This is a genomic window from Pseudomonas sp. C6002, from assembly GCF_013385805.1.
Classification (GTDB): Bacteria; Pseudomonadota; Gammaproteobacteria; order Pseudomonadales; family Pseudomonadaceae; genus Aquipseudomonas.
The window spans coordinates 87,526-109,804 of sequence record NZ_JACAPH010000011.1 but is presented as its reverse complement, the minus strand read 5'-3'; the positions used below and the strand labels follow the sequence as shown (position 1 = coordinate 109,804).

Genomic DNA, 22,279 nt, shown 5'->3' with positions numbered 1-22,279 from the left:
CAAGTTTTCCCGCTGGGTAATATAGCCGGGCGTTCACCTCCCACGGTTTATGCATTTTTAAATCCCAAGTTTCCATCAGCTACTTGGGATTTTTTTTGCCCGCGATTTGAGCGTTGTATCAATCCTCTACGTCGGCAAACTCTGCGCGCATCCGCCCATTGCGCTTGGCCTGGTACAGCAATTTGTCGACGGCTTCGACAAAGGCCAGCGCCGCGCCGCCCGGCGTTACCGTGCAAGTGCCTACGCCCAGGCTCAGTGTCAGCAGGTCCGACACCGCCGAGTGCTCATGCGCGATCTGCTGCTGGCGGATCAAGTGCAGGCAGCGTTCGGCCACGCGCCGTGCCGACTCGGCATCGGTTTCCGGCAACAACCACACAAATTCCTCGCCGCCGATGCGCGCAATGAAGTCCCGTGGCCGGTTGGCCGCCTGCGACAGCGTGCGTGCCACCTGGCGCAGGCATTCGTCGCCCTTGATATGCCCGTAGAGGTCGTTGTACTGCTTGAAATAGTCGATATCCAACAGGATCAACGACAGCGGCAATTGGCTGCGCTGGGCGCTGGTCCATTCCCGCGCCAGCACATTGTCGAACATGCGCCGGTTGGCGATGCCGGTGAGGCCGTCCTGGAACGAATACTCCTCCAGCTGTTTTTGCAGGCGAATCAGGTGTTCTTCGGTCTTCTTGCGCTCGCTGATGTCGAACATGAAGCCGATCAGCGCCTGCACCTCGCCGTCCTTGCGCTCCACGTGCACCACGTCGCGAATCCACACGTACTCGCCGCTGGCGGTCAGCGCCCGGTAATCGGCTTCATGATCGACCCCGGCGCGGGACTGCGAGACGCAGAAGTTGACCACGTATTCGCGGTCATCCGGGTGCATGCGTTCCACCCAGTCGTCCACGGTGGCCCAGCTCTGTGGCGTCCAGCCCAGCAGCGCCTCGATTTGCGGGCCGATGTAGCTGAAGGTCATGGTCGGCCAGTCGATGCGCCAGGGGATGGCCTTGGTCGATTCCAGCAACGTCTTGTACACAGCACTGTCGGGTTCGATCAAAGGTTCGATACTCATGCGGGGTGCTCTCGGTGTCGGAAAAAACCAGAGCATCTGGCCATCATCGCCAGGAAGCAAGCCCTTCGCGTGGCATCGGATAAGAGGGGGGCTGTGTGGTTTTTCTGGCGTCAGCCGGCCAGCGGTTTTAGCCGAAATGCGCACCAAGTATCACTTTTGAATTAATTCCCGGGCAGTTTGAAAAAGCTCATCTACCCTAGACGGATCACGTCCTCCGAGCCCCGTACAGGGAAGGGTGCCCGCATGATTTCGATCGCCGAGTTTCGCCACATCATGGAGTCGGGCTTCCTGCCCCTCGCCTGTGACTGCTCATTGAACAGCGACGGTTCGCTGCGCATCAACATCTTCGACCCGGCCTCCGGGCGCGTCGACCTGCTGCTGCCCCGTGTGTCGCCCCAGGGTCTGGACAGCATCCGTTCCATCTCAAACCTGATTGGCGAACTGCGCACCGAGATCAAGGCCGGGCGCAGGGGTTTTGCAGCGGTCAGTTAGCGGATCAGGAGATCGCTTGTGCCGTCGGGGTAGTCACTACCCCGTAACCGCGCCAGCAGCAATGCTCGCGGTGCCCCGGCAGGAACACGCAGCCGCCAAGGTTCATGAGCAGGACGGCGGCAACCAGCAGTGAAATTCGACGAGACATGGTGATTTCCTCAAGGTGATGGGCGTCGCCAACCAACAGAACGCGCCTGTCGATTACCAACGGTTAACCCTTGAACGCGGCCATATGGATAAATCCGTCGCGACCTTTCAACAATTTCATCAACTCCCCGCAAACCCTGGGCAATACTGGCCCTGCCTGCCGTCCTGAGCGGTCGCGATAAAAAGTTCTTTTTGTTGCGACGGATTTTCGGACACCTGCCGTTCAACCCTACAACTGCGATCACTGGCGATCGCCGATGAAGGAGTTGTCATGAGACTTGCACGACCGCTGGCCAAATTACGTTATGCCCTGTTGATCCCGCTGGCACTGGCCGCCCTGGTCAGCACGCCGACCTTTGCCCAGACCGAAGTGATCATCCGCGAAGCGCCACCGCCGATGCGCGTCGAGGCCGTTCCCGTCGAACGCCCTGGCTATGTGTGGGATCGCGGGCACTGGCGCTACGAAGGGCGCGGTTATGCCTGGGTACCGGGCCACTGGCAGCCGGTGATGCGCAACGCCCGTTGGGAACCTGGCCACTGGGAATCGCGCGGCCCCAACTGGTACTGGAGAGAAGGGCACTGGATCCGCTGAGCATTCCGTCAACCTGACCCTTAGCCACCGGACCGAGACTTGCCCTATTGAAAGACACTGATCCGGACGTTGAGCTGTTGGCCCGCATCGGTAACAACGAACCGGCGGCCATCAACGAAATGGTGACGCGCAAACTGCCGCGTTTGCTCGCGCTCGCCAGTCGGATCCTCGGGGATGCCGACGAGGCCAGGGACGTGGCCCAGGAAAGCTTCCTGCGTATCTGGCGCCAGGCTGCAAGCTGGCGCAGTGGCGAAGCGCGTTTCGACACCTGGCTGCACCGCGTGGCACTCAACCTGTGCCAAGACCATTTGCGTCGGCGCAAGGAGCGCCCGCTGCACGATGAGGAGGCGATGAGCGAGGTGGTCGACACAGCGCCTGCGCCCGATGAACAGCTGGAAGCGGCCGCCCGCAGTGAGCACATGGCGGCGGCGTTAGCGTCGCTGCCTGATCGCCAGCGTGAGGCGATTGTGTTGCAGTATTACCAAGAGCTGTCGAATATCGACGCCGCGGCGCTGATGAACATCAGCGTCGAGGCACTGGAGAGCTTGCTGTCACGGGCCCGGCGCAACCTGCGCAGTTACCTTGACGACACACCCGGGCCCGCCCGCCCAGGAAGGGGAAAACCATGACGCCTGAACGATTTGCCCAATTGGCCGAGGCTTACGGCGGCCACTTGCACCGTTGGCCGCGCGCCGAACAGGCCGAGGCCCAGGCCCTGCTGGATGCAGGCGATGCCAGCCTCCTTGAGGTGCTGCATCAGGCGCGATGGCTCGACGGCCAGCTGGACGGCTATCAACTGGCACCCGTCGACCCGGCGCTGGCGCGGCAGATTCGCCAATCGTTTCCCCAGCGCCAGTCCTTCTGGGCGCGCTACGCCGGCTGGCTGTCGCCGGCCGGTTTTGTTGGCGTGGGCATCGCCGGGGTCGCCGCCGGAATCCTGGTGGCATCGTTGAGCGTGCCGTTGCCCATGCTTGGCCCTGAAGTACTGCCGAGTGTCTTCGACCAGGGCGACGCCGAAGTCGTCTTCACCGTCAACGCCGAGGAAAGCGAGCAATGACCCCGTCACCCAAGTACCTGAAGCCGCTGCTGGTTGTGTCGGTGTTGTTCAACGTGTTTTTGATCGGCGGGGTCGGCGGAGGCTTGTACCACTGGTTGGCGAACACCAAGCCCGCCGAGGCGGTGGTGAACCAGCATGGCCTGCGCCAGGCGATGGTCAAGCTGCCGCCGGAACGGCGCAAGGAACTGCGCCAGTTGTTGCGCCAGAACCGCGCCGACAGCCAGCCGCTGGTACTTGCCGGGCGCGAGGCGCGGCTGGACGTGATCAAGCAACTGGAGGCGCCGACTCTCGACCGTGAGGCGTTGGTGACGGATTTGGGCAAGGCCCGGGAGGCGGACATGGCGCTCAGAGCGCTGGTGGACAACACCCTGGCGCAGTTCGCCAGCACCTTGCCCCGGGATGAGCGCCAGCGGTTGGTGGAGGCGTTGTATATGAAGGGGCAGGCGAAGGGCAAGGTCGCCAGAAGTAACTGAGACGAGCGACGGATGATCGTTCCCACGCTCTGCGTGGGAATGCCGCCCCGGACGCTCTGCGTCCAATTGGCGATGCAAGGTTCAAGTCTTGCGCAGTGGTGACGCGGAGCGTCACGGTATGCGTTCCCACGCAGAGCGTGGGAACGAGCATTAATCACCGGATGGCATCGCCTGGGTCTGACTGACAGACCGAGGTGCCTGCATCGCGGGCAAACCCGGCTCCCACAGGTGATAGGGGCTCTGTCAGGACTTTCCTGAACGTCTCCACCAACGGCCGCAAGTTGATCCGATGCCACGCCGCCCACAGCGGCGTGGTGTAGGTCAGCCACGGCAGTTCTCGCAGCACAACGCCCGGCGGTGCATTGCGGCTCAAGCCCTTTTGCACCATCGCGATACCTAGCCCCGACGCCACCAACCCCAACGCGGTAAACGGCTCGCTAGCTTCCATCGGAATCTGCGGGGTAAACCCTGCCCGAATGCACGCCGCAACAAAGTCATCCGCCGGGTTTGCACCCGCTTTGCGCTGCACGCCAATCCATTGCTGCTCGGCCAGATGCTCAGGCAGCAACTCGCTGACGCTGGCCAGCGGATGCTGCTCGGGCAGCGCCAGCAGCATCGGATCGTCCAGCACTTGCAATGCCATCAGGTCCGGGTCATCCGCCGCCGGTGGTTCACCCACCAGAGCGATATCCAGGCTGCGTTGGCGCAGGCCTTCCAACTGTTCGGCGGAGGGCAGGTTGTACAGGGCGATATGCACGTTGGGCCGCGCGTCACGCAGTACCTTCAGGCCGTTGGGCAGCACCCCCGCGTGCATGGCGTTTTCGATGTAGCCGATGCACAGTCCGCCTTCTTCGCCTTTACCCAATCGCCGGCCCAATGACTCCAGGCGGTTGGCGTGGGTCAGCAGCGCCTTGGTTTCGGCGAGGAACGTCTGGCCGTCGCGGGTCAGGCGGATGCGCTGTTGGCTGCGCTCGAACAGGGTCAGGCCCAAGCGTTCTTCCAATTGGGCAATCTGCCGGCTCAGGGGCGATTGGGAGATGTGCAACCGTTCGGCAGCACGCCCCACGTGTTCTTCTTCAGCGACTACAACGAAGTAGCGCAATTGGCGGAAATCGATCATGTCAGACCTTAAGGGACTCAAGTTGGTCGCAGTATGTCTTGGACGGTCCGATCTCTGCAATCTACGATCTGCTCAACGGTCAACACAGCGACCTTGAACAATCTTGAGGATTTACCCCATGAGCTTGAAAGACAAACTGCCCGGCGTGCTGGGTTTTGGCACCGCCCCCTTGGGCAACATGTTCCGTGCGATTCCTGAAGAGGAGGCGCAAGCCACCGTTGAAGCAGCCTGGAACCAGGGCGTGCGTTACTTCGACACCGCACCGTTCTACGGCTCGGGCCTCTCGGAAATCCGCCTGGGCCAGGCCCTGTCCAAGTACAACCGTGACGACTATGTGCTCAGCACCAAGGTCGGCCGGGTGATCCTGGATGAAGTGGAAGAAAGCGCCCGCGACCTCGGCGAGAAAAGCGGCGTGTTTGAACATGGCCGGCCGAACAAGATGGTCAACGACTACAGCGCCGATGCCACCCTGCGCTCCATCGAAGACAGCCTCAACCGCCTGCAAACCGACCGCCTCGACATCGTGTGGATTCACGACATCGCCCAGGATTTCTACGGCGATCAATGGCTGGACTACTTCAATCAGGCGCGCACCGGTGCTTTCAAAGTACTGACCCGCCTGCGTGAAGAAGGCGTGATCAAGGCCTGGGGCCTGGGCGTCAATCGGGTCGAGCCTTGCGAGTTGACCCTGGACCTGGCCGAAGCCCAGCCCGACGGTTTCCTGCTTGCCGGACGCTACACCTTGCTCGACCATGAACGCGCCTTGCAGCGCTTGATGGATGCAGCCCAGGCGCAGAACGTCGAGATCGTGGTCGGTGGCCCTTACAGCTCCGGGATCCTGGCGGGCGGCGCACATTTTGAGTACCAGAAAGCCAGCCCGGCGATCATCAGCAAGGTCGAGCAGATCAAGGCGATTGCCGCGGCCCATGGCGTGAGTGTGAAAGCCGCTGCACTGCAATTCTCCCTGGCCCACCCGGCAGTGGCGGCAGTGATTCCGGGTGCCAGTCGTCCGGGGCGCATTGCTGAAGACGTCGCGGCGTTGTCAGAGAAGATTCCCGCAGCCTTTTGGCAGGCCCTGCGCGAGGCCCGATTGATTTCGGCCCGTGCACCGCTGCCGCTCTAACCACAGGAACGCGAACATGAAAATTGATATCAGTGGCAAAGTCGCAATCGTCAGTGGCAGCACCGCCGGCATAGGCCTGGGCATCAGCCAGGCGCTGGCGCAATCCGGCGCTACGGTGGTGGTGATCGGGCGTGAATCGGGCAAGGTCGACGAGGCGCTGGCGACCATTCGCCAGGCCGTGCCCGGCGCGGATCTGCGTGGGCTGGTGGCGGACCTCGGTACGGCCGAGGGCGCTGAAAAGCTGTTCGCCGCCGAGCCGCGCGCCGACATCCTGGTGAACAACCTCGGGATCTTCAACGACGTCGATTTCTTTGACGCTCCCGACAGCGAGTGGACGCGTTTCTACGAGGTCAACGTGATCTCCGGTGTGCGTTTGTCGCGGCATTACACGCCGGGCATGGTCGAGCAGGGCTGGGGCCGGGTGATCTTTGTGTCGTCGGAATCCGGGGTGGCAACGCCGGCTGACATGATCAATTACGGCGTGACCAAAAGCGCCAACCTGGCGGTGTCCCATGGCTTGGCCAAACGCCTGGCGGGCACCGGGGTGACGGTCAATGCGATCCTGCCGGGGCCGACCTTTACCGATGGCCTGGAGCACATGCTCAAGGACGCCGTGGCCAAGTCCGGGCGCAGTGCGCGGGACGAGGCGGATGTGTTTGTGCGCAATGCGCGGCCGACGTCGATCATCCAGCGCGCAGCGAATGTGGATGAAGTGGCGAATCTGGTGGCGTACATTGCTTCACCGTTGTCCTCTGCCACCACCGGTGCCGCGTTGCGGGTCGACGGCGGTGTTGTCGACAGCATGGCGATCTGATTTTTCTTGAATGGTTTGGAGTGTTAATCGTGGCAAAAGCATCTGCTGTTATTGAAATCCCGGTTTCGGCCGAACAGGTTTGGCAATTGGTCGGCGGCTTCAATTCGCTGCCGGACTGGCTGCCCTTTATCGTCAAGAGCGAGCCGAGTGAAGGCGGGCGCGTGCGCCACCTGCAAACGGCGGATGGCGGGGTGGTGGTGGAACGGTTGCAACGCTTTGATGATGCGGCGCGTACTTACAGCTACTCCATCAGCGAGTCGCCGTTTCCGGTGAGTGAGTATCTGGCGACGTTGAAGGTTGAGGCGCTGGGTGACAGCTCCGCGAAGGTGACCTGGTCGGGCGTGTTTACTCCGGTGGCCGGTGTGACGGATGCGGCGGTGGAGGAGTTGTTCAGCGGTGTCTACAGCGGTGGGCTGGATGCGTTGCGGGGTAATTTTCCGGGCTGAATGAAGATCAAATGTGGGAGCGGGCTTGCTCGCGAATGCGGTGGATCAGTGCCAGATGGGTTGACTGACACTCCGCATTCGCGAGCAAGCCCGCTCCCACATTGGTTTTGTGGTGTTCTTCAGGCTTCAGGCTTCGGGCATCAGTTGTTGGCGGCATTCGAGGATCAGCTTCGCACCGCCTCGTTCGCTGCTGCCGACTTCCAGTTTGAACCCGTGCAGGTTGATGATCGCGGCCACAATCGACAGCCCCAAGCCAAACCCGCCTTGTTGCTGATTGCCTTCGTCCACCCGGTAAAACCGCTGGAACACTGCCGCACGTTCAGCTGCGGGAATCCCGGGGCCGGAGTCCAGGACTTCAATGCGGGTGCTGCCGGCATCGTTCACGCCGCGCAAAATCACTTCGCCGCCCGGCGGGGTGAATTTGATCGAGTTGCTCAGCAGGTTGGCCAGGGCTTCGAACAGCAGCGCGCGGTCACCGGTGATCCAGGGCAATGAGTCCGGCACTTGCAGCAGCAGTTCCATCTCGCCTTCTTCTGCCAGGGGCAGGTAGAAGTCGTGGAGTTCCTGCAGCAAGGGCAGGGGATCAAGCACCAGGAAGCCCGAGCGGCGCTGGTGGTCTTCCAGTTCGGAAATCCGCAGCAGGCCGCGAAAACGCGCCATCAAGGTGTCGGTCTCGGCGATGGCCGCGTCCAGTTGCAGGGCGTGGGGCGCGTCTTCATCAGCCTGTTGCTGGATTCGGTACAGCTGCGCCCGCAGGCGTGTGAGCGGGGTGCGCAAGTCGTGGGCGATGTTGTCGCACACGCCCTTGACCTCGTTCATCAGCTTCTCGATACGGTCGAGCATCGCGTTGACGATGGCCGCCAGCATGTCCAGTTCGTCGCGTCGGTCGGACAATGGCAAACGGTGGGTCAGGTCGCCGGCCACGATGGCTTCGGCACTCGCCTGGATCCCGCGAATCCGCCGCAACGGGCGCCGCCTGAGCAGGTGCCAGCCGGCCGCGCCGGGAATGATCGTCAGGGTGATCCCCCACAGCAAGGCGTGCAGGATGATCCGCGTCACGCCGAACAGCGAGCCGTTGGCCCGCACCAGGATCAGCCAGCGGCCGTCTTCGGTGTGGGTGGCCACGGCGTCGCAGCTGTCGCGCGGCAGTTTCGGGTCGTCGGAGTCGATGCAGTTGGCCAGGGCGTGGATGTGCCCGTCCATTGGCAGGTCGGGCGGTATCACGCGGATCGGGCCGCTGATGGGGTTGAACTGATTGTCGAACAGGCCGTAGGCGTCAACGCCCTTCATGTCGAAGGTCATGCTGGTGGTCAGGGCTTCCACCAGCTCTTCGCCGTCAAACCGCTGGAATAGGTGCTGGCGCTGCATCAGGGAGTGGCGCGAGAGGTCGCCCAGGTAACCGGACACCTCGTAGTACAGCACGCCCATGAGGATGCAGCTCCAGGCCACGAACAACGAACTGTAGAGCGCCAGCAGCCGGCTGCTGGAAGAGCGCCAGCCTTTAGAGGGGTTCAGCAATGACATACCCGGAACCTCGTACCGTGCGGATCAGCGGCGTGAGGCCCGGCGGGTCGATTTTTTTGCGCAGGCGACCGATGTGCACGTCGATCAGGTTGGTGCCCGGGTCGAAGTGATAACCCCAGACTTCCTCGAAGATCATCATCCGCGAGAGAATTTGCCCGGTGTTGCGCATCAGGAATTCCAGCAGTTTGTATTCGGTCGGCAACAGGCTCAGGGGCTGTTCTGCACGGCTGGCTTCACGGCTGATCAGATTCAGTTCCAGATCCGCCACGCGCAACGCAGTTTCAAACTCCTTGACCGTGCTTTTGCGCCGCAGCAGCACTTCGACGCGGGCGGCCATTTCGTCGGAGGCGAACGGTTTGGTCAGGTAGTCATCACCACCGGCCCGCAGGCCACGTACCCGTTCATCCACATCGGAGAGGGCGCTGATCATCAGGATCGGCGTGGATACGCCGATGGTGCGCAGGGTGGTGACGATGGCCAGGCCATCCAGTTCCGGGAGCATGCGGTCGAGGGTGATCAGGTCGTAATCACCGCTGACGGCACGGACCAGGCCTTCGCGGCCATTGTCTACCCAGTCTACGTCCAGTCCATGGCTACTCAGCTCGGCAACGATCTCGCGGGCCGTTACGGCGTCGTCCTCGATGGTCAAAATGCGGGTCATAAGGATTACCTGGTGAGCGATTCACACTGAAGTGCGGGCATTTTGCCAAGAAATGATAGCCCGCTTCCTAAATAAAAATTTATGTAGGCACAAACGACACAATTCACCATAACCCGCTGAATCTGAACGAACGCTGTGTGTGTAGGATTTTTTGCATGCCATGGGGGGCGTACGGGTTATTTCCTACGAGGAATGCAATACGCCCGCCGCTCCGGGCCATTTCTTGCAAGTTGCATGGTTCAAATTAGTTCAACTTAATTAAGTTGTTGAAATATATGAAGTTTTAATTTTCGAGCTTCTGGCACGTCGCCTGCACTGTCCCTTTTGAGACTTGTAACACTATTTTTCATGCCTGGAGCAAAACAACAATGATTACATCCTCATCCACGCTGCAAGAGTCGAGCACGCTCTCCGGGGTTTCCTGGGGCGCGATCTTTGCCGGGGCCGCTGCCGCGGCTGCGCTGTCCTTGATTCTGGTACTGCTGGGCTTCGGCCTGGGCTTTTCGGCGGTGTCGCCGTGGGCCGACAGTGGCATCAGCGCCAAAGGGCTTGGCATTTCTACCATTGTCTGGCTGGCGGTTACGCAAATCATCGCGTCGGGGATGGGCGGTTACATCGCCGGTCGCCTGCGGGTGAAATGGGCCAATATGCACGGCGATGAGGTGTACTTTCGCGACACCGCCCATGGCTTCCTGGCCTGGGCCGTGGCGACACTGGTGACGGCGGTGCTGATCGTCGGTTCGGTCAGCAGTGTGGTCAGCGGTGGTGTGAAGGCCGGTGCCAGTGTGGCCTCGGGTGCCGTCAGTGGCATGAGCCAGGTGGCTGGCGCTGCCTCCAAGGGCGAAGACTTTGGCTACTACGTCGACAGCCTGTTCCGTGATGATCGCCCGGCCGCCGTCAGTGATGACGCGGTGCATGGTGTGGTCGCTCGCATCTTCGCTCGTACCGTGAGCAACAATGGTCAGCTGGCACCTGAAGACCGTGCGTACCTTGCACAGTTGATCAGCCAGCGGACCAACCTCAGCCAGGCCGATGCCGAGGCGCGTGTTGACCAGGTCTATGGCCAGGCTCAAAAAGCCCTGGATGACGCCAAGTTGAAAGCCAAGCAGGCTGCCGACACGGCTGCAAAAGTGGCTGCCTACACGTCGCTGTGGACCTTCGTGGCGCTGTTGATCGGTGCGTTTTTTGCCAGCCTCGCTGCAACCTTTGGTGGTCGTCGCCGGGATGCCGTGGTGTATCTGGAAACCACTCCCCACACCACTTCCGTTCGTTAATTCAAGGAGAACGTCATGCGCTCATTACTGCTGTTTTTCCTCGGTGTGCCTATCCCGGTCATTATCCTGATCGCGATCTTCATGCACTGATCCTCAGGCTTGCTCGGTCCCCATGTGGGAGCGGGCTTGCTCGCGAAAGCGGTGTATCAGTCACATATGGATTGGCTGATACACCGCTTTCGCGAGCAAGCCCGCTCCCACATTTTGTTTTGTGTCGTTGCTGCATTCCGGGCGAAGGCGAAATCTCCGGATTTTGTTAATTGTTGCTTAACCGCCTTTTGGCTAAGCTCCCGTCCCATGAGCCGCTATCTGCGTTTTTTCCTGGTCCTGCTGTTGAGTCTTGCGCTTCCCCTGACCGGGATGGCGGGTGTGCCGTCGAGCACCGAGCCGTGCCCGATGCAGATGTCCGACATGCAGATGATGAGCGACATGGCCCCTGACTGTTGCCAGGACGGCGCAGCCGCCGATCACAGCAAAAGCTGCAAGCCCGGCCAGGAGTGCAAGACCGGCGGCATGCTGCAATTGTCGATGCCGGTGCTCAAGGCCCCGGTAACTGCCTCCAATGCGCTGGTCGTCAGCGTCTCTTCCGACTTCATTCCCGACCGCACGCCGTCCGGCGTCTGGCGCCCGCCCCGTCGCTGAATCCTGTTGCACCTGAAGACTCGTCCCTGAACCGGGACGGCCTTGCTGTGGGCCGCGTAAAGCGGTGCACAGCGCAACAGAACAGGACACTTCAAGATGAATTTCCTATGCGTGCGTGCCCTGGTGATGGGCGTGCTGGCGTGGCCGACGCTGGCGTCTGCGCTGACCCTGGATGAGGCCTTGCGCCTGGCGCAAAACAACGCGCCGTCGCTGACGGCTGAATCCTCCAAATTGCAGGCCGCGACCCAGGCGGCGATTCCGGCCGGCGAACTGCCGGACCCGAAACTGGTAGTAGGCCTGCAAAATTTCCCCGTCGGCGGGCCCAATCGCGGCACGTTGTATGGCGATGACATGACCGAGCAAATGATCGGCATCCAGCAACAAGTGCCCAGCCGCGACAAGCGCAAGGCACGGGTTGAGTTGGCGTCGGCCAGCGTGGACACGGCTGCCGCCGAAGGCCGGATCGAGCGCTTGAATGTGCGTCAGGCCACCGCCCAGGCGTGGATTCGCGCCTATGCGGTGGAGCGTAAAGAGGCGCTGTTCAAGGACTTCTATCAGCAAAATCGCCTGCTGCAAGACACCGTGCGTGCGCAACTGGCCGGCGGTCGCGGGCAGCCTTCCGACGTCGTGATCCCGAAGCAGGAAGCGGCTGACCTGGCCGAGCGCGAGGATGAGCTGATCCAGCAACGCGCCCAGGCCCGGGCGGCCCTCAAGCGCTGGATCGGCCCGGCCGCCAGTGAAGCCCCCAGCGGGCAATTGCCGAACTGGAAAATCGACACCACCGGCTTCACCCACAACCTGCACCAGCACCCGGTTCTGCAAGCCTTTGCACCGCGCACCCGCGAGGCCGAAGCCCGGCTGAACGAGGCCAAGGCGCAAAAGACCTCGGACTGGAGTTGGGAAGTGGACTACCAGCACCGAGGCCGTGAGTACGGCGACATGGTCAGCCTGCAATTCACCTTCGATTTGCCGATCTTCCCCGGTCGCCGACAAAACCCCGGTATCGCCGCCAAGCAGGCCGAACTCGACCAACTGGACGCCGAACGCGAAGCCAAGACCCGTGAGCATACCCAGGAACTCGAAGACGACCTGGCCAACTACCAGCGCCTGGACCGCGCCGTGCAGCGCAGCCAGGACAGCCTGGTGCCGCTGGCCGAGGAGAAATTGTCGCTGAGCCTGGCGGGGTATCGCGCGGGCAAGGGCGACCTGATGAGCGTGGTCAGCGCCCGCCGCGAGTGGGTCGAGGCGCGCTTCAAACAGATTGATGCCATTGAACAGCGCGCCCTGACCGGCGCCCAGCTGTATTTTGCTTACGGGGAACCCGCCAATGAATAACCGAATCGTGAATATGGCCCTGTTGGGCGGCGTCCTGCTGCTGGGTCTGGGTGGCGGCTATTGGCTGGCGCAGACACGCGAGGCACAGCCGGCCATGGTCGGGACGATGCGGGCGCCGGACGAGAAAAAGGCGCTGTACTGGTACGACCCGATGTACCCGCAGCAAAAATTCGACAAGCCGGGCAAGTCGCCCTTCATGGACATGCAACTGGTGCCGCGCTACGCCGGTGGCGCCGAGGAGAGTGCGGCGATTCAGATCGACCCCAGCCTGACCCAGAACATCGGCGTGCGCCTGGCGAGCGTCAGCCGTGGGGTGCTGGCGTCGAGTCTTGAGCTGTCGGGAATCCTCGCCTTCAACGACCGCGATGTGGCGGTGGTGCAGGCGCGGGCTGCCGGATTTGTCGAGCGGGTTTACGCCCGTGCGCCGGGGGATGTGCTCAAGGCTCAGGCGCCCCTGGCGGACATTCTGGTGCCCGAATGGGCCGCCGCTCAGGAAGAGTTCCTTGCTCTGCGACATAGCGATCCAGGTTTGTTGGCTGCCGCCCGCCAGCGTCTGCGCTTGAGCGGAATGCCTGCCGGGTTGATCACGCAGATGGAGCGCAGCGGCCGGGTGCAATCGGTGATGACCATCACCACCCCGCTGGGCGGCGCGTTGCAAACCCTCGACGTACGCGAAGGCATGACCGTCGCGGCGGGCCAAACCCTGGCGCGGGTCAATGGCCTGGGCACCGTGTGGCTGCAGGTCGCCGTGCCTGAAGCCCAGGGCGCCGCGCTGGCCGTTGGGCAAACGGTCGAGAGCCGTTTTGTCGGGTTGCCGGGACAAGTCGTCAAAGGCACCGTCGCCGCGATTCTGCCGGCAACTGCCATGGACAGCCGCACCGTGCAGGTTCGGGTCGAACTGCCCAACCCTGACGGTATGTTGCGCCCCGGTATGACCGCCCAGGTGCGCCTGGCCCAATCCAGCGGCCAATCGGTGCTGTTGCTGCCGAGCGAGGCGTTGATTCGCACCGGCAAACGCGTGCTGGTGATGGTGGCCGAGGAGGGCGGGCGATATCGCCCGGTAGAAGTCCAGGTGGGTGCAGAAAACCAGGACAACACCGTCATCCTCGCCGGCCTGCAGGAAGGCCAGCAGGTGGTGGCCTCCGGTCAATTTCTGCTGGACTCCGAAGCAAGTTTGAAGGGAATTACCACTCAATCGTCCGGCGGTTTTTCAGATGAGGGGGCCATGGACGGCATGAGCATGCAACCGGGAGCCCGGCCATGATCGCCCTGTTGATTCGCTGGTCGGTAGCCAACCGCTTTTTGGTGTTGTTGGCGACTTTATTCGTGACGGCCTGGGGTTTGTGGTCGATCCAGAACACCCCGGTGGACGCCTTGCCGGACCTGTCGGATGTGCAGGTGATCATCCGCACGCCTTACCCGGGCCAGGCCCCGCAGATTGTCGAGAACCAGGTCACTTACCCGATGACCACCACCATGCTCTCGGTGCCGGGGGCGAAGACCGTGCGCGGCTTTTCGTTCTTCGGCGACAGCTACGTCTACGTGCTGTTCGACGAAGGCACCGACCTGTATTGGGCGCGCTCGCGGGTGCTGGAATACCTTAGCCAGTTGCAGGCGCGTTTGCCGGCATCGGCCAAGCCGGCGCTGGGCCCGGATGCCACCGGTGTCGGCTGGATCTACCAGTACGCGCTGGTGGACCGCACCGGCAAACACGACCTGGCGCAACTGCGCTCGTTGCAGGACTGGTTCCTCAAGTTCGAGCTCAAGACCCTGCCCAATGTCGCCGAAGTGGCGACCATCGGCGGCCAGGTCAAGCAGTACCAGGTGCAGATCGATCCGCTGGCCCTGGCCAGTCGCGGCATCACCCAGGCCCAGGTGGTGGAAGCCATCGGCAAGGCCAACCAGGAAACCGGCGGTTCGGTGCTGAACATGGGTGAGTCGGAATACATGGTGCGTGCGTCCGGCTACCTGAAAACCCTGGAGGACTTTCGCGGCATTCCCCTGCGGCTCGACACCCACAACGTGCCGGTGACCCTTGGGGATGTGGCGACGATCCAGCTGGGCCCGGACATGCGCCGGGGCATCAGTGAACTGGATGGCGAAGGCGAGGCGGTGGGCGGCGTGGTGATCCTGCGCAGCGGCAAGAACGCCCGCGAGGCCATCGCGGCGGTCAAGACCAAGCTGGAGCAACTGCAAACCAGCCTGCCGCCCGGGGTGGAAATCGTCACCACCTACGATCGCAGCAAACTCATCGATCGCGCCGTGGACAACCTCAGCCACAAGCTGCTCGAAGAGTTCCTGGTGGTGGCGCTGGTGTGCGGGATCTTCCTGTGGCACCTGCGCTCCTCGCTGGTGGCGATCATCTCGTTGCCGGTGGGGGTGTTGATTGCCTTTATCGTCATGCGGTTCCAGGGCATCAACGCGAACATCATGTCCCTGGGCGGGATTGCGATTGCCATCGGCGCGATGGTCGATGGCGCGGTGGTGATGATCGAGAATGCCCACAAGAAAATCGAAGCCTGGCACCACGCGCATCCGAACCAGGAATTGAAGGGGGAGGCGCATTGGAAGGTCATCACCGATGCGGCAGTGGAGGTGGGGCCGGCGTTGTTTTTCTGCCTGCTGATCATCACCTTGTCGTTTATCCCGGTGTTCACCCTGCAAGCCCAGGAAGGCCGCTTGTTCGGGCCGCTGGCCTACACCAAGACCTATGCCATGGCCGCTGCAGCGGGGTTGTCGGTGACCCTGATCCCGGTGCTGATGGGCTACTGGATTCGCGGGCGTATTCCCGATGAGCAACGCAACCCGCTGAATCGCGGCCTGATCAAACTCTACCAACCGGCCCTCGACGCGGTGCTGCGCTGGCCGCGCATGACCTTGCTGGTCGCGCTGCTGATGGTCGCCAGTGCGCTATGGCCAGTGTCGCACCTGGGCGGTGAATTCCTGCCGCCGCTGGATGAGGGTGACCTGTTGTATATGCCGTCGGCGTTGCCTGGTTTGTCGACGCAAACTGCCGGCGCATTGCTGCAACGTACCGACCGCTTGATCAAGAGCGTGCCGGAAGTCGCCCACGTGTTCGGCAAGGCCGGCCGCGCCGAAACCGCCACCGACCCGGCGCCGCTGGAAATGTTCGAAACCACCATCGAGTTCAAGCCGCGAGACCAATGGCGGCCGGGCATGACCCCGGAAAAACTGGTGAAGGAACTCGACCGGGTGGTGCAGGTGCCGGGGCTGACCAACATCTGGATTCCGCCGATCCGCAACCGCATCGACATGCTCGCCACCGGGGTCAAAAGCCCGATCGGCGTGAAGGTCGCGGGTTCCAGCCTGATGGATATCGACGCCGTGACCCAGGCCGTGGAAAAGGTCGCCAAGACGGTGCCCGGCGTCAGCTCGGCGCTGGCGGAACGCCTAACGGGCGGGCGCTACATCGACGTGGATATCGACCGCCCGGCCGCCGCGCGTTATGGCCTGAACATCACCGATGTGCAGTCCATTGTCTCCGGGGCGATTGGCGGGGAAAACATCGGCGAGACCGTCGAAGGCTTGGCGCGGTTTCCCATCAACCTGCGCTACCCGAAAGAATGGCGCGACTCGGTGAGCGCGATGAGCAACCTGCCGATCTATACGCCGTCAGGCAGCCAGATCACCCTGGGCACCGTGGCCAGGATCAAGGTCAGCGAAGGCCCGCCGATGCTCAAGAGCGAAAACGCTCGGCCTTCCGGCTGGGTGTACATTGACGTGCGTGATCGCGACCTGGCGTCGGTGGTGAAGGACTTGCGCGAGGCGATCAACCAGAACGTGCAACTGCAACCGGGCATGAGCCTCAGCTACTCGGGGCAGTTCGAGTTCCTGGAGCGGGCCAATGAACGCCTGAAACTGGTGGTGCCGGCGACTTTGCTGATCATCTTCGTGCTGCTGTACCTGACGTTCCGGCGGGTGGATGAGGCGCTGCTGATCCTCGCCACGTTGCCGTTCGCGCTGACGGGTGGGGTGTGGTTGCTGTACTGGCTGGGCTTCAACCTGTCGGTGGCGACGGGTGTTGGATTTATCGCGTTGGCGGGGGTGTCGGCGGAGTTCGGCGTGATCATGCTGCTGTATTTGAAAAACGCCTGGGCCGAACGCCAGGGAGGAGGGGACCAGGCCCTGCTGGAAGCCATCACCGAAGGTGCCGTATTACGCGTGCGGCCCAAGGCGATGACCGTGGCCGTAATCATCGCCGGCTTGCTGCCGATCCTTTTAGGCGGCGGCACCGGCAGCGAAGTCATGAGCCGGATTGCCGCGCCCATGATTGGCGGCATGCTCACAGCGCCCTTGCTCTCCCTCTTCGTCATCCCGGCGGCATATAGGCTAATGCGCAAATCCAAAAGCTAACGACAATCAAATGTGGGAGCGGGCTTGCTCGCGAAAGCGGTGTGTCAGTCGCCAGATGCCGTGGCTGACCCACCGCGTTCGCGAGCAAGCCCGCTCCCACATTTAGACCTCATTCAGCCTGACCCACCGCTCCTCCTTGGCCGCCACCCGAATCGCCGTGGCCAACCGCTCAATCTCCCAAGCCGCCGCAAAATCCGTCCCGTCACTGCCCTTGCCGGCCAACGCCATCACCAACTCATGCACCTCCAGCGTCTTCAACTCGTTGTACCCCAACTGATGCCCCGGCGCCGGACTGAACGCCGCATACCCTGGCAACGAAGGCCCCGCCAACACCCGCTGAAACCCCTCCTGCCCAACCCGAAACAGCTGCAATTCATTCAACCGTTCCTGATCAAACAACAACGTGCCCCGCGTGCCACTGATCTCAAAGCTCAGGTGATTCTTATACCCATGCTTCAGCCAGCTACTGCTCACCGTCCCCCGTGCCCCATTGGCAAACCGCAACAACGCATGCACCTGGTCATCCACCGCAATCTCCCGCAGCGTCTCACTCCCGGCGGTGGCAGGCCGCTGCCCGTGCACCGTTTGCGTATCGGCACACACACTCACCACATCCCCCACCAAATAGCGCGCCATGGACAGTAAATGGCTGCCCAGATCCGCCAACGCACCGCCGGCATGTCCCACCTCACAGCGCCACGACCACGGCGACGCCGAATCCGCCATGAAATCCTCGCTGAACTCCCCCTGAAAACTGATGATCTCCCCCAACTCACCGCGGGCGATCAACTGCCGGGCCAAACCAATCATCGGGTTGTGCTGATAGTTGTAACCCACCCGCGTCACCACCCCGGCCTTGCTCGCCGCATCACGCATCGCGGCCGCCTGCTCCAGGCTCACCGCCAGCGGCTTCTCGCAATACACCGCCTTGCCTGCCGCCAGTGCAGCCATGGCCATGGGGTAGTGCAAATGGTTGGGAGTAGTGATGGCGACAACATCCACCTTGGGATCGTCAATCAACTGCTGCCAGTCGCCATGGGCCTGGGCAAACCCCCAGTCAGCGGCGCAGCGTATTGCGCGCTCGGTATCGGCATCGGCCAGGGCGGCCAGCGTGAGCTTCACCGGCAGCTCGAACACCGCCCGCGCATTATTGAACGCCAAGGCGTGGGCACGCCCCATAAAGCCTGTACCAATCAGGCCGATTCCGAGTTCGCGCATAGCCGGGTTCCTTCGAATTATTGTATTGAGAAGCCTATTTATGGAATAAATATTCCCAAAACTCAACACATAGAATAAAAATTCATTCCAAGGCCCACACCTCCCCCGTGGCGAGGGAGCTTGCTCCCGCTGGGCTGCGCAGCGGCCCCAAAAAGCGTAGGAGCGCTGCGCACTCCAGCGGAAGCAAGCCCCCTCACCCCAACAGCCCCCCTCCACGGATCACCGCCGCTGATAGCACTACATTCAGCACCGACCCAAACCCCTCCAGTTAACAAAACATAACGTAGCGCCGATTGTCAGACGATTCCAAAGCCCGCTAGGATGGCCCAGCTTGCCCAAGGCGCTCTAGATTGCAGGTTTCAGGGCTCCCCACGGCAAGACGACCTAACAATAATAAATGGGAGAAAGGTCTATGAGTGAGCCTGTCATGGGTGTGGTGTTTTTCCGCCCGAAGGCCACGCGCAGGGTCGCATTGCTGGCCACAGCGCTCTCGTTGCTGGGGGTTGTCGCGTTGTCGACACCGGCCCATGCCGCCACAGAAACCACCGCCGCCGCGGTGTTCGCCATTGACTCCCCCAAGGCCGCCAAAAGCCTGATGATCGACGTGGTCCACGCAGGCAAGCGCCTGGTCGCGGTCGGTGATCGCGGGCACATCCTCTATTCCGACGACCAGGGTGTCACCTGGACCCAAGCCAAAGTCCCCACCCGGCAACTGCTGACCGCCGTGTTTTTCGCCGACGACCAACACGGCTGGGCGGTGGGCCATGACGCACAGATCCTCGCCACCACCGACGGCGGCATGACCTGGACCCAACAATTCCAGGACCTCAAGCGCGAAGCACCGCTGCTCGACGTCTGGTTCAAGGACGCCAGCAACGGCTTTGCCGTGGGTGCCTACGGTGCGCTGATCGAAACCACCGACGGGGGCAAGACCTGGAACGACGTCAGCGACCGCCTCGACAACGAAGACCAATACCACCTCAACGCCATCGCCCAGATGAAAGATGCCGGGCTGTTTATCGTCGGTGAGCAGGGCAGCATGTTCCGCTCCCATGACGAGGGGCAAACCTGGGAAAAACTCGAAGGCCCCTACGAGGGCTCGCTGTTCGGCGTGATCGGCACCGCCCAGGCGCAGACGCTGTTGGCCTACGGCCTGCGTGGCAACCTGTTCCGCTCCACGGATTTTGGCAGCACCTGGGAGCCGGTGGAGCTGAACGCCACTCGTGGCGCGCTGGAGTTCGGTTTGTCGGGGGCGACCCTGCTGGACGACGGTTCCATCGTGGTAGTGGGCAACGGTGGCAGCGTGGTGGTCAGCCACGACGACGGCCTGACCTTCAGCGTATTCAATCGCCCGGACCGCATTTCGCTGTCGGCGGTCACCGCGGCGGGCAACGGCAACTTGATTCTGGCGGGGCAGGGCGGCGTTCGCGTGGCCAGTCCAACCGGCGCCGAGCCGACAAAACAATAAGAAGGCGGGGACACAATGAGCAGTCATCACAACGACAAGGCCACGTTTCTCGAGCGCCTGATTTTCAATAACCGCCCGGCAGTCATCACGATCTGCCTGCTGGTGAGTATTTTCCTGTTCTGGCAGGCGACGTTGATTCGCCCGTCCACCAGCTTCGAAAAAATGATCCCCCTCCAGCACCCCTTCATCGAGAGGATGATGGAGCACCGCAACGACCTGGCGAACCTGGGCAACACGGTGCGCATTTCGGTGGAGGCCAAGGACGGTGACATCTTCACGAAGGAGTACATGGAGACCCTGCGCCAGATCAACGACGAGGTGTTCTACATCTCCGGCGTCGACCGCTCCGGCCTCAAGTCCCTGTGGAGCCCCAGCGTGCGCTGGACCGAAGTTACCGAAGAAGGCTTTGCCGGCGGTGAAGTGATCCCGCAGAGCTACAACGGCTCGCCGGAAAGCCTCGACCAGTTGCGCAACAACGTGCTGAAGTCCGGGCAGGTCGGGCGGTTGGTGGCCAACGATTTCAAGTCGAGCATCGTCGACATTCCGCTGCTGGAGTCCTACCCGGATCCCCAGGACCAGGGCAAGCTGCTGGCCCTGGACTACCGCAAGTTCTCCCATGAGCTCGAAGACAAGATCCGCGACAAGTTCGAAGCGCAGAACCCCAACGTCAAGATCCACATTGTCGGTTTTGCCAAGAAGGTCGGCGACCTGATCGACGGCCTGGTGATGGTGGTGATGTTCTTCGGTATCGCCTTCGTCATCACCCTGGTGCTGCTGCTGTGGTTTACCAACTGCCTGCGCAGTACCGTCGCGGTGTTGAGCACCACGCTGGTGGCGGTGATCTGGCAGCTCGGGCTGATGCATGCCCTGGGTTTCGGGCTGGATCCCTACTCGATGCTCGTGCCGTTCCTGATCTTCGCCATCGGTATTTCCCACGGCGTACAGAAGATCAACGGCATCGCCCTGCAATCCAGTGATGCCGACAACGCCCTGACCGCGGCCCGGCGTACCTTCCGCCAGCTGTTCCTGCCGGGCATGATCGCGATCCTCGCCGATGCGGTCGGTTTTATCACCCTCTTGATCATCGATATCGGCGTGATCCGCGAGCTGGCAATCGGTGCTTCGGTGGGGGTGGCGGTCATCGTGTTCACCAACCTGATCCTGCTGCCGGTGGCGATCTCCTATGTCGGCATCAGCAAGCGCGCCATCGCCAAGAGCAAGAAGGATGCGCACCGCGAACACCCGTTCTGGCGCCTGCTGTCGAAGTTCGCCAGCCCCAAGGTCGCGCCGGTGTCGATTGCCCTGGCGCTGATCGCCTTTGGTGGCGGCCTCTGGTACAGCCAGAACCTGAAGATCGGTGACCTCGACCAGGGTGCACCGGAACTGCGCCCGGACTCGCGATACAACAAGGACAACAATTTCATCATCAACAACTACTCCACCAGCTCCGACGTGCTGGTGGTGATGGTCAAGACTCCGCCCGAAGGCTGCTCGCGGTATGAAGCCATGGCGCCCATCGACCAGTTGATGTGGAAGATGCAGAACACCGAAGGCGTGCAGTCGGCCATCTCGCTGGTGACCGTGTCCAAGCAGATGATCAAGGGCATGAACGAGGGCAACCTGAAATGGGAAACCCTGTCGCGCAACCCGGACGTGCTGAACAACTCCATTGCCCGTGCCGATGGCCTGTATAACAACAACTGTTCGCTGGCGCCGGTGCTGGTGTTCCTCAACGACCACAAGGCCGAAACCCTCGACCGCGCGGTGCATGCAGTGCAGGACTTCGCGAAAGAGAACAACAAGGACGGCCTGGAATTCATCCTCGCCGCCGGTAACGCCGGGATCGAGGCGGCCACCAACGAGGTGATCAAGGAGTCCGAGCTGACCATCCTGATCCTGGTGTACCTGTGCGTGGCCACCATGTGCATGATCACCTTCCGCTCGTGGGCGGCGACCCTGTGCATCGTGCTGCCGCTGGTGCTGACCTCGGTGCTGGGCAACGCGCTGATGGCGTTCATGGGCATCGGTGTCAAGGTCGCGACCTTGCCGGTGGTGGCGCTGGGGGTGGGGATCGGCGTGGACTACGGCATCTACATCTACAGCCGCCTGGAGAGTTTCCTGCGGGCCGGCCTGCCGTTGCAGGAAGCCTATTACCAGACGCTCAAGTCCACCGGTAAAGCCGTGCTGTTCACCGGCCTGTGCCTGGCAATCGGCGTATGCACCTGGATCTTCTCGGCCATCAAGTTCCAGGCCGACATGGGTCTGATGCTGACCTTCATGCTGCTGTGGAACATGTTCGGCGCGCTGTGGCTGCTGCCGGCGCTGGCACGCTTCCTGATCAAGCCCGAGAAGCTGGCGGGGCAGAAGGGCAATTCGCTGTTCGCCCACTGATCCAACGCTGTTTGCCAAAACGCCGTGGCCTGTGCCACGGCGTTTTGCATTGCGCGGGCTTAGGC

At 62.1% G+C, this 22,279-nt stretch carries 21 protein-coding genes; 15 read left to right on the top strand and 6 right to left on the bottom strand.

The genetic code is table 11. The annotated features are described in order from the left end of the window. Positions 1–118 precede the first annotated feature (118 nt). Entirely contained in the window at positions 119–1,063 is a 945-nt protein-coding gene (locus tag HX817_RS07105; protein ID WP_177040031.1) for a sensor domain-containing diguanylate cyclase, read from the bottom strand. Positions 1,064–1,306: 243 nt separating this feature from the next. On the opposite strand from HX817_RS07105, the gene HX817_RS07100 reads away from it, so the two are divergent. After that, the gene (locus HX817_RS07100) at positions 1,307–1,555 is read left to right on the top strand and encodes a DUF1652 domain-containing protein (protein ID WP_008435982.1); all 249 of its coding nucleotides are present in this window, start codon (positions 1,307–1,309) and stop codon (positions 1,553–1,555) included. A gap of 4 nt (positions 1,556–1,559) precedes the next feature. On the opposite strand, the gene HX817_RS07095 is transcribed toward HX817_RS07100, so the two are convergent. Continuing rightward, a complete protein-coding gene (locus HX817_RS07095; protein WP_166742173.1) occupies positions 1,560–1,703 on the bottom strand; it encodes a hypothetical protein in 144 nt (47 codons plus the stop codon). A gap of 270 nt (positions 1,704–1,973) precedes the next feature. Here HX817_RS07095 and HX817_RS07090 point away from each other — a divergent pair, with 270 nt between their 5' ends. From HX817_RS07090 to HX817_RS07075, 4 genes are read left to right on the top strand one after another with little or no spacing between them, the layout of a single operon-like run. Continuing rightward, positions 1,974–2,294: a YXWGXW repeat-containing protein gene (locus HX817_RS07090; protein WP_003219711.1), complete on the top strand. Its 321-nt coding sequence runs from the start codon at positions 1,974–1,976 to the stop codon at positions 2,292–2,294. Positions 2,295–2,341: 47 nt separating this feature from the next. Beyond that, positions 2,342–2,923 carry an RNA polymerase sigma factor gene (locus HX817_RS07085; protein ID WP_177040030.1) on the top strand — a complete coding sequence of 194 codons (582 nt, stop codon included), beginning with the start codon at positions 2,342–2,344 and terminating at the stop codon, positions 2,921–2,923. Beyond that, positions 2,920–3,351: a hypothetical protein gene (locus tag HX817_RS07080; RefSeq protein WP_003219715.1), complete on the top strand. Its 432-nt coding sequence runs from the start codon at positions 2,920–2,922 to the stop codon at positions 3,349–3,351. The genes HX817_RS07085 and HX817_RS07080 overlap by 4 nt, the downstream gene beginning before the upstream one ends. Then, positions 3,348–3,824 (top strand): periplasmic heavy metal sensor, encoded by a 477-nt coding sequence (locus HX817_RS07075; RefSeq protein WP_008435977.1) that lies wholly within the window; start codon positions 3,348–3,350, stop codon positions 3,822–3,824. Before HX817_RS07080 ends, HX817_RS07075 begins: the two co-directional genes overlap by 4 nt. Before the next feature lie 154 nt (positions 3,825–3,978). Here HX817_RS07075 and HX817_RS07070 read toward each other — a convergent pair whose 3' ends face one another. Continuing rightward, positions 3,979–4,944 carry a LysR substrate-binding domain-containing protein gene (locus tag HX817_RS07070; protein WP_177040029.1) on the bottom strand — a complete coding sequence of 322 codons (966 nt, stop codon included), beginning with the start codon at positions 4,942–4,944 and terminating at the stop codon, positions 3,979–3,981. A 118-nt stretch (positions 4,945–5,062) separates the two neighbouring features. On the opposite strand from HX817_RS07070, the gene HX817_RS07065 reads away from it, so the two are divergent. Genes HX817_RS07065 through HX817_RS07055 form a run of 3 tightly spaced genes read left to right on the top strand, consistent with a single transcriptional unit; the run spans position 5,063 to position 7,327 of the window. After that, positions 5,063–6,067 carry an aldo/keto reductase gene (locus tag HX817_RS07065; protein ID WP_003219721.1) on the top strand — a complete coding sequence of 335 codons (1,005 nt, stop codon included), beginning with the start codon at positions 5,063–5,065 and terminating at the stop codon, positions 6,065–6,067. 16 nt (positions 6,068–6,083) lie between these two features. Next, positions 6,084–6,881, top strand: coding sequence for an SDR family NAD(P)-dependent oxidoreductase (locus HX817_RS07060; protein WP_003219722.1), 798 nt, complete (start codon positions 6,084–6,086; stop codon positions 6,879–6,881). A gap of 29 nt (positions 6,882–6,910) precedes the next feature. Then, positions 6,911–7,327: an SRPBCC family protein gene (locus HX817_RS07055; RefSeq protein WP_102369400.1), complete on the top strand. Its 417-nt coding sequence runs from the start codon at positions 6,911–6,913 to the stop codon at positions 7,325–7,327. A 126-nt stretch (positions 7,328–7,453) separates the two neighbouring features. Here HX817_RS07055 and HX817_RS07050 read toward each other — a convergent pair whose 3' ends face one another. Together HX817_RS07050 and HX817_RS07045 are read right to left on the bottom strand one after the other, a co-directional pair. Next, entirely contained in the window at positions 7,454–8,851 is a 1,398-nt protein-coding gene (locus HX817_RS07050) for a cell wall metabolism sensor histidine kinase WalK (RefSeq protein ID WP_008435962.1), read from the bottom strand. Further along, positions 8,829–9,512, bottom strand: a complete 684-nt coding sequence (locus HX817_RS07045) for a response regulator transcription factor (RefSeq protein ID WP_003219726.1) — start codon at positions 9,510–9,512, stop codon at positions 8,829–8,831. Before HX817_RS07045 ends, HX817_RS07050 begins: the two co-directional genes overlap by 23 nt. 368 nt (positions 9,513–9,880) lie before the next feature. On the opposite strand from HX817_RS07045, the gene HX817_RS07040 reads away from it, so the two are divergent. The 5 genes from HX817_RS07040 to HX817_RS07020 all read left to right on the top strand — a co-directional run bounded on the left by HX817_RS07040 (position 9,881) and on the right by HX817_RS07020 (position 17,137). Further along, positions 9,881–10,786 (top strand): hypothetical protein, encoded by a 906-nt coding sequence (locus tag HX817_RS07040; protein ID WP_003219728.1) that lies wholly within the window; start codon positions 9,881–9,883, stop codon positions 10,784–10,786. A gap of 297 nt (positions 10,787–11,083) precedes the next feature. Beyond that, on the top strand, positions 11,084–11,428 hold the full coding sequence (locus tag HX817_RS07035; RefSeq protein ID WP_087694115.1) for a hypothetical protein: 345 nt from the start codon (positions 11,084–11,086) through the stop codon (positions 11,426–11,428). Between the two features lie 96 nt (positions 11,429–11,524). After that, positions 11,525–12,763, top strand: coding sequence for a TolC family protein (locus tag HX817_RS07030; RefSeq protein WP_102606345.1), 1,239 nt, complete (start codon positions 11,525–11,527; stop codon positions 12,761–12,763). Further along, a complete protein-coding gene (locus tag HX817_RS07025) occupies positions 12,756–14,027 on the top strand; it encodes an efflux RND transporter periplasmic adaptor subunit (protein ID WP_177035705.1) in 1,272 nt (423 codons plus the stop codon). The genes HX817_RS07030 and HX817_RS07025 overlap by 8 nt, the downstream gene beginning before the upstream one ends. After that, the gene (locus HX817_RS07020; protein ID WP_177040028.1) at positions 14,024–17,137 is read left to right on the top strand and encodes an efflux RND transporter permease subunit; all 3,114 of its coding nucleotides are present in this window, start codon (positions 14,024–14,026) and stop codon (positions 17,135–17,137) included. The genes HX817_RS07025 and HX817_RS07020 overlap by 4 nt, the downstream gene beginning before the upstream one ends. Before the next feature lie 102 nt (positions 17,138–17,239). On the opposite strand, the gene HX817_RS07015 is transcribed toward HX817_RS07020, so the two are convergent. Next, positions 17,240–18,355 (bottom strand): Gfo/Idh/MocA family protein, encoded by a 1,116-nt coding sequence (locus HX817_RS07015; protein WP_177019746.1) that lies wholly within the window; start codon positions 18,353–18,355, stop codon positions 17,240–17,242. A 427-nt stretch (positions 18,356–18,782) separates the two neighbouring features. Between HX817_RS07015 and HX817_RS07010 the strand changes: the two genes are divergently transcribed. Both HX817_RS07010 and HX817_RS07005 read left to right on the top strand, forming a co-directional pair. Then, positions 18,783–19,823, top strand: coding sequence for a YCF48-related protein (locus HX817_RS07010; protein ID WP_256348670.1), 1,041 nt, complete (start codon positions 18,783–18,785; stop codon positions 19,821–19,823). 15 nt (positions 19,824–19,838) lie between these two features. Continuing rightward, on the top strand, positions 19,839–22,214 hold the full coding sequence (locus HX817_RS07005; protein ID WP_003211205.1) for an RND family transporter: 2,376 nt from the start codon (positions 19,839–19,841) through the stop codon (positions 22,212–22,214). The last annotated feature ends 65 nt before the right edge of the window (positions 22,215–22,279 follow it).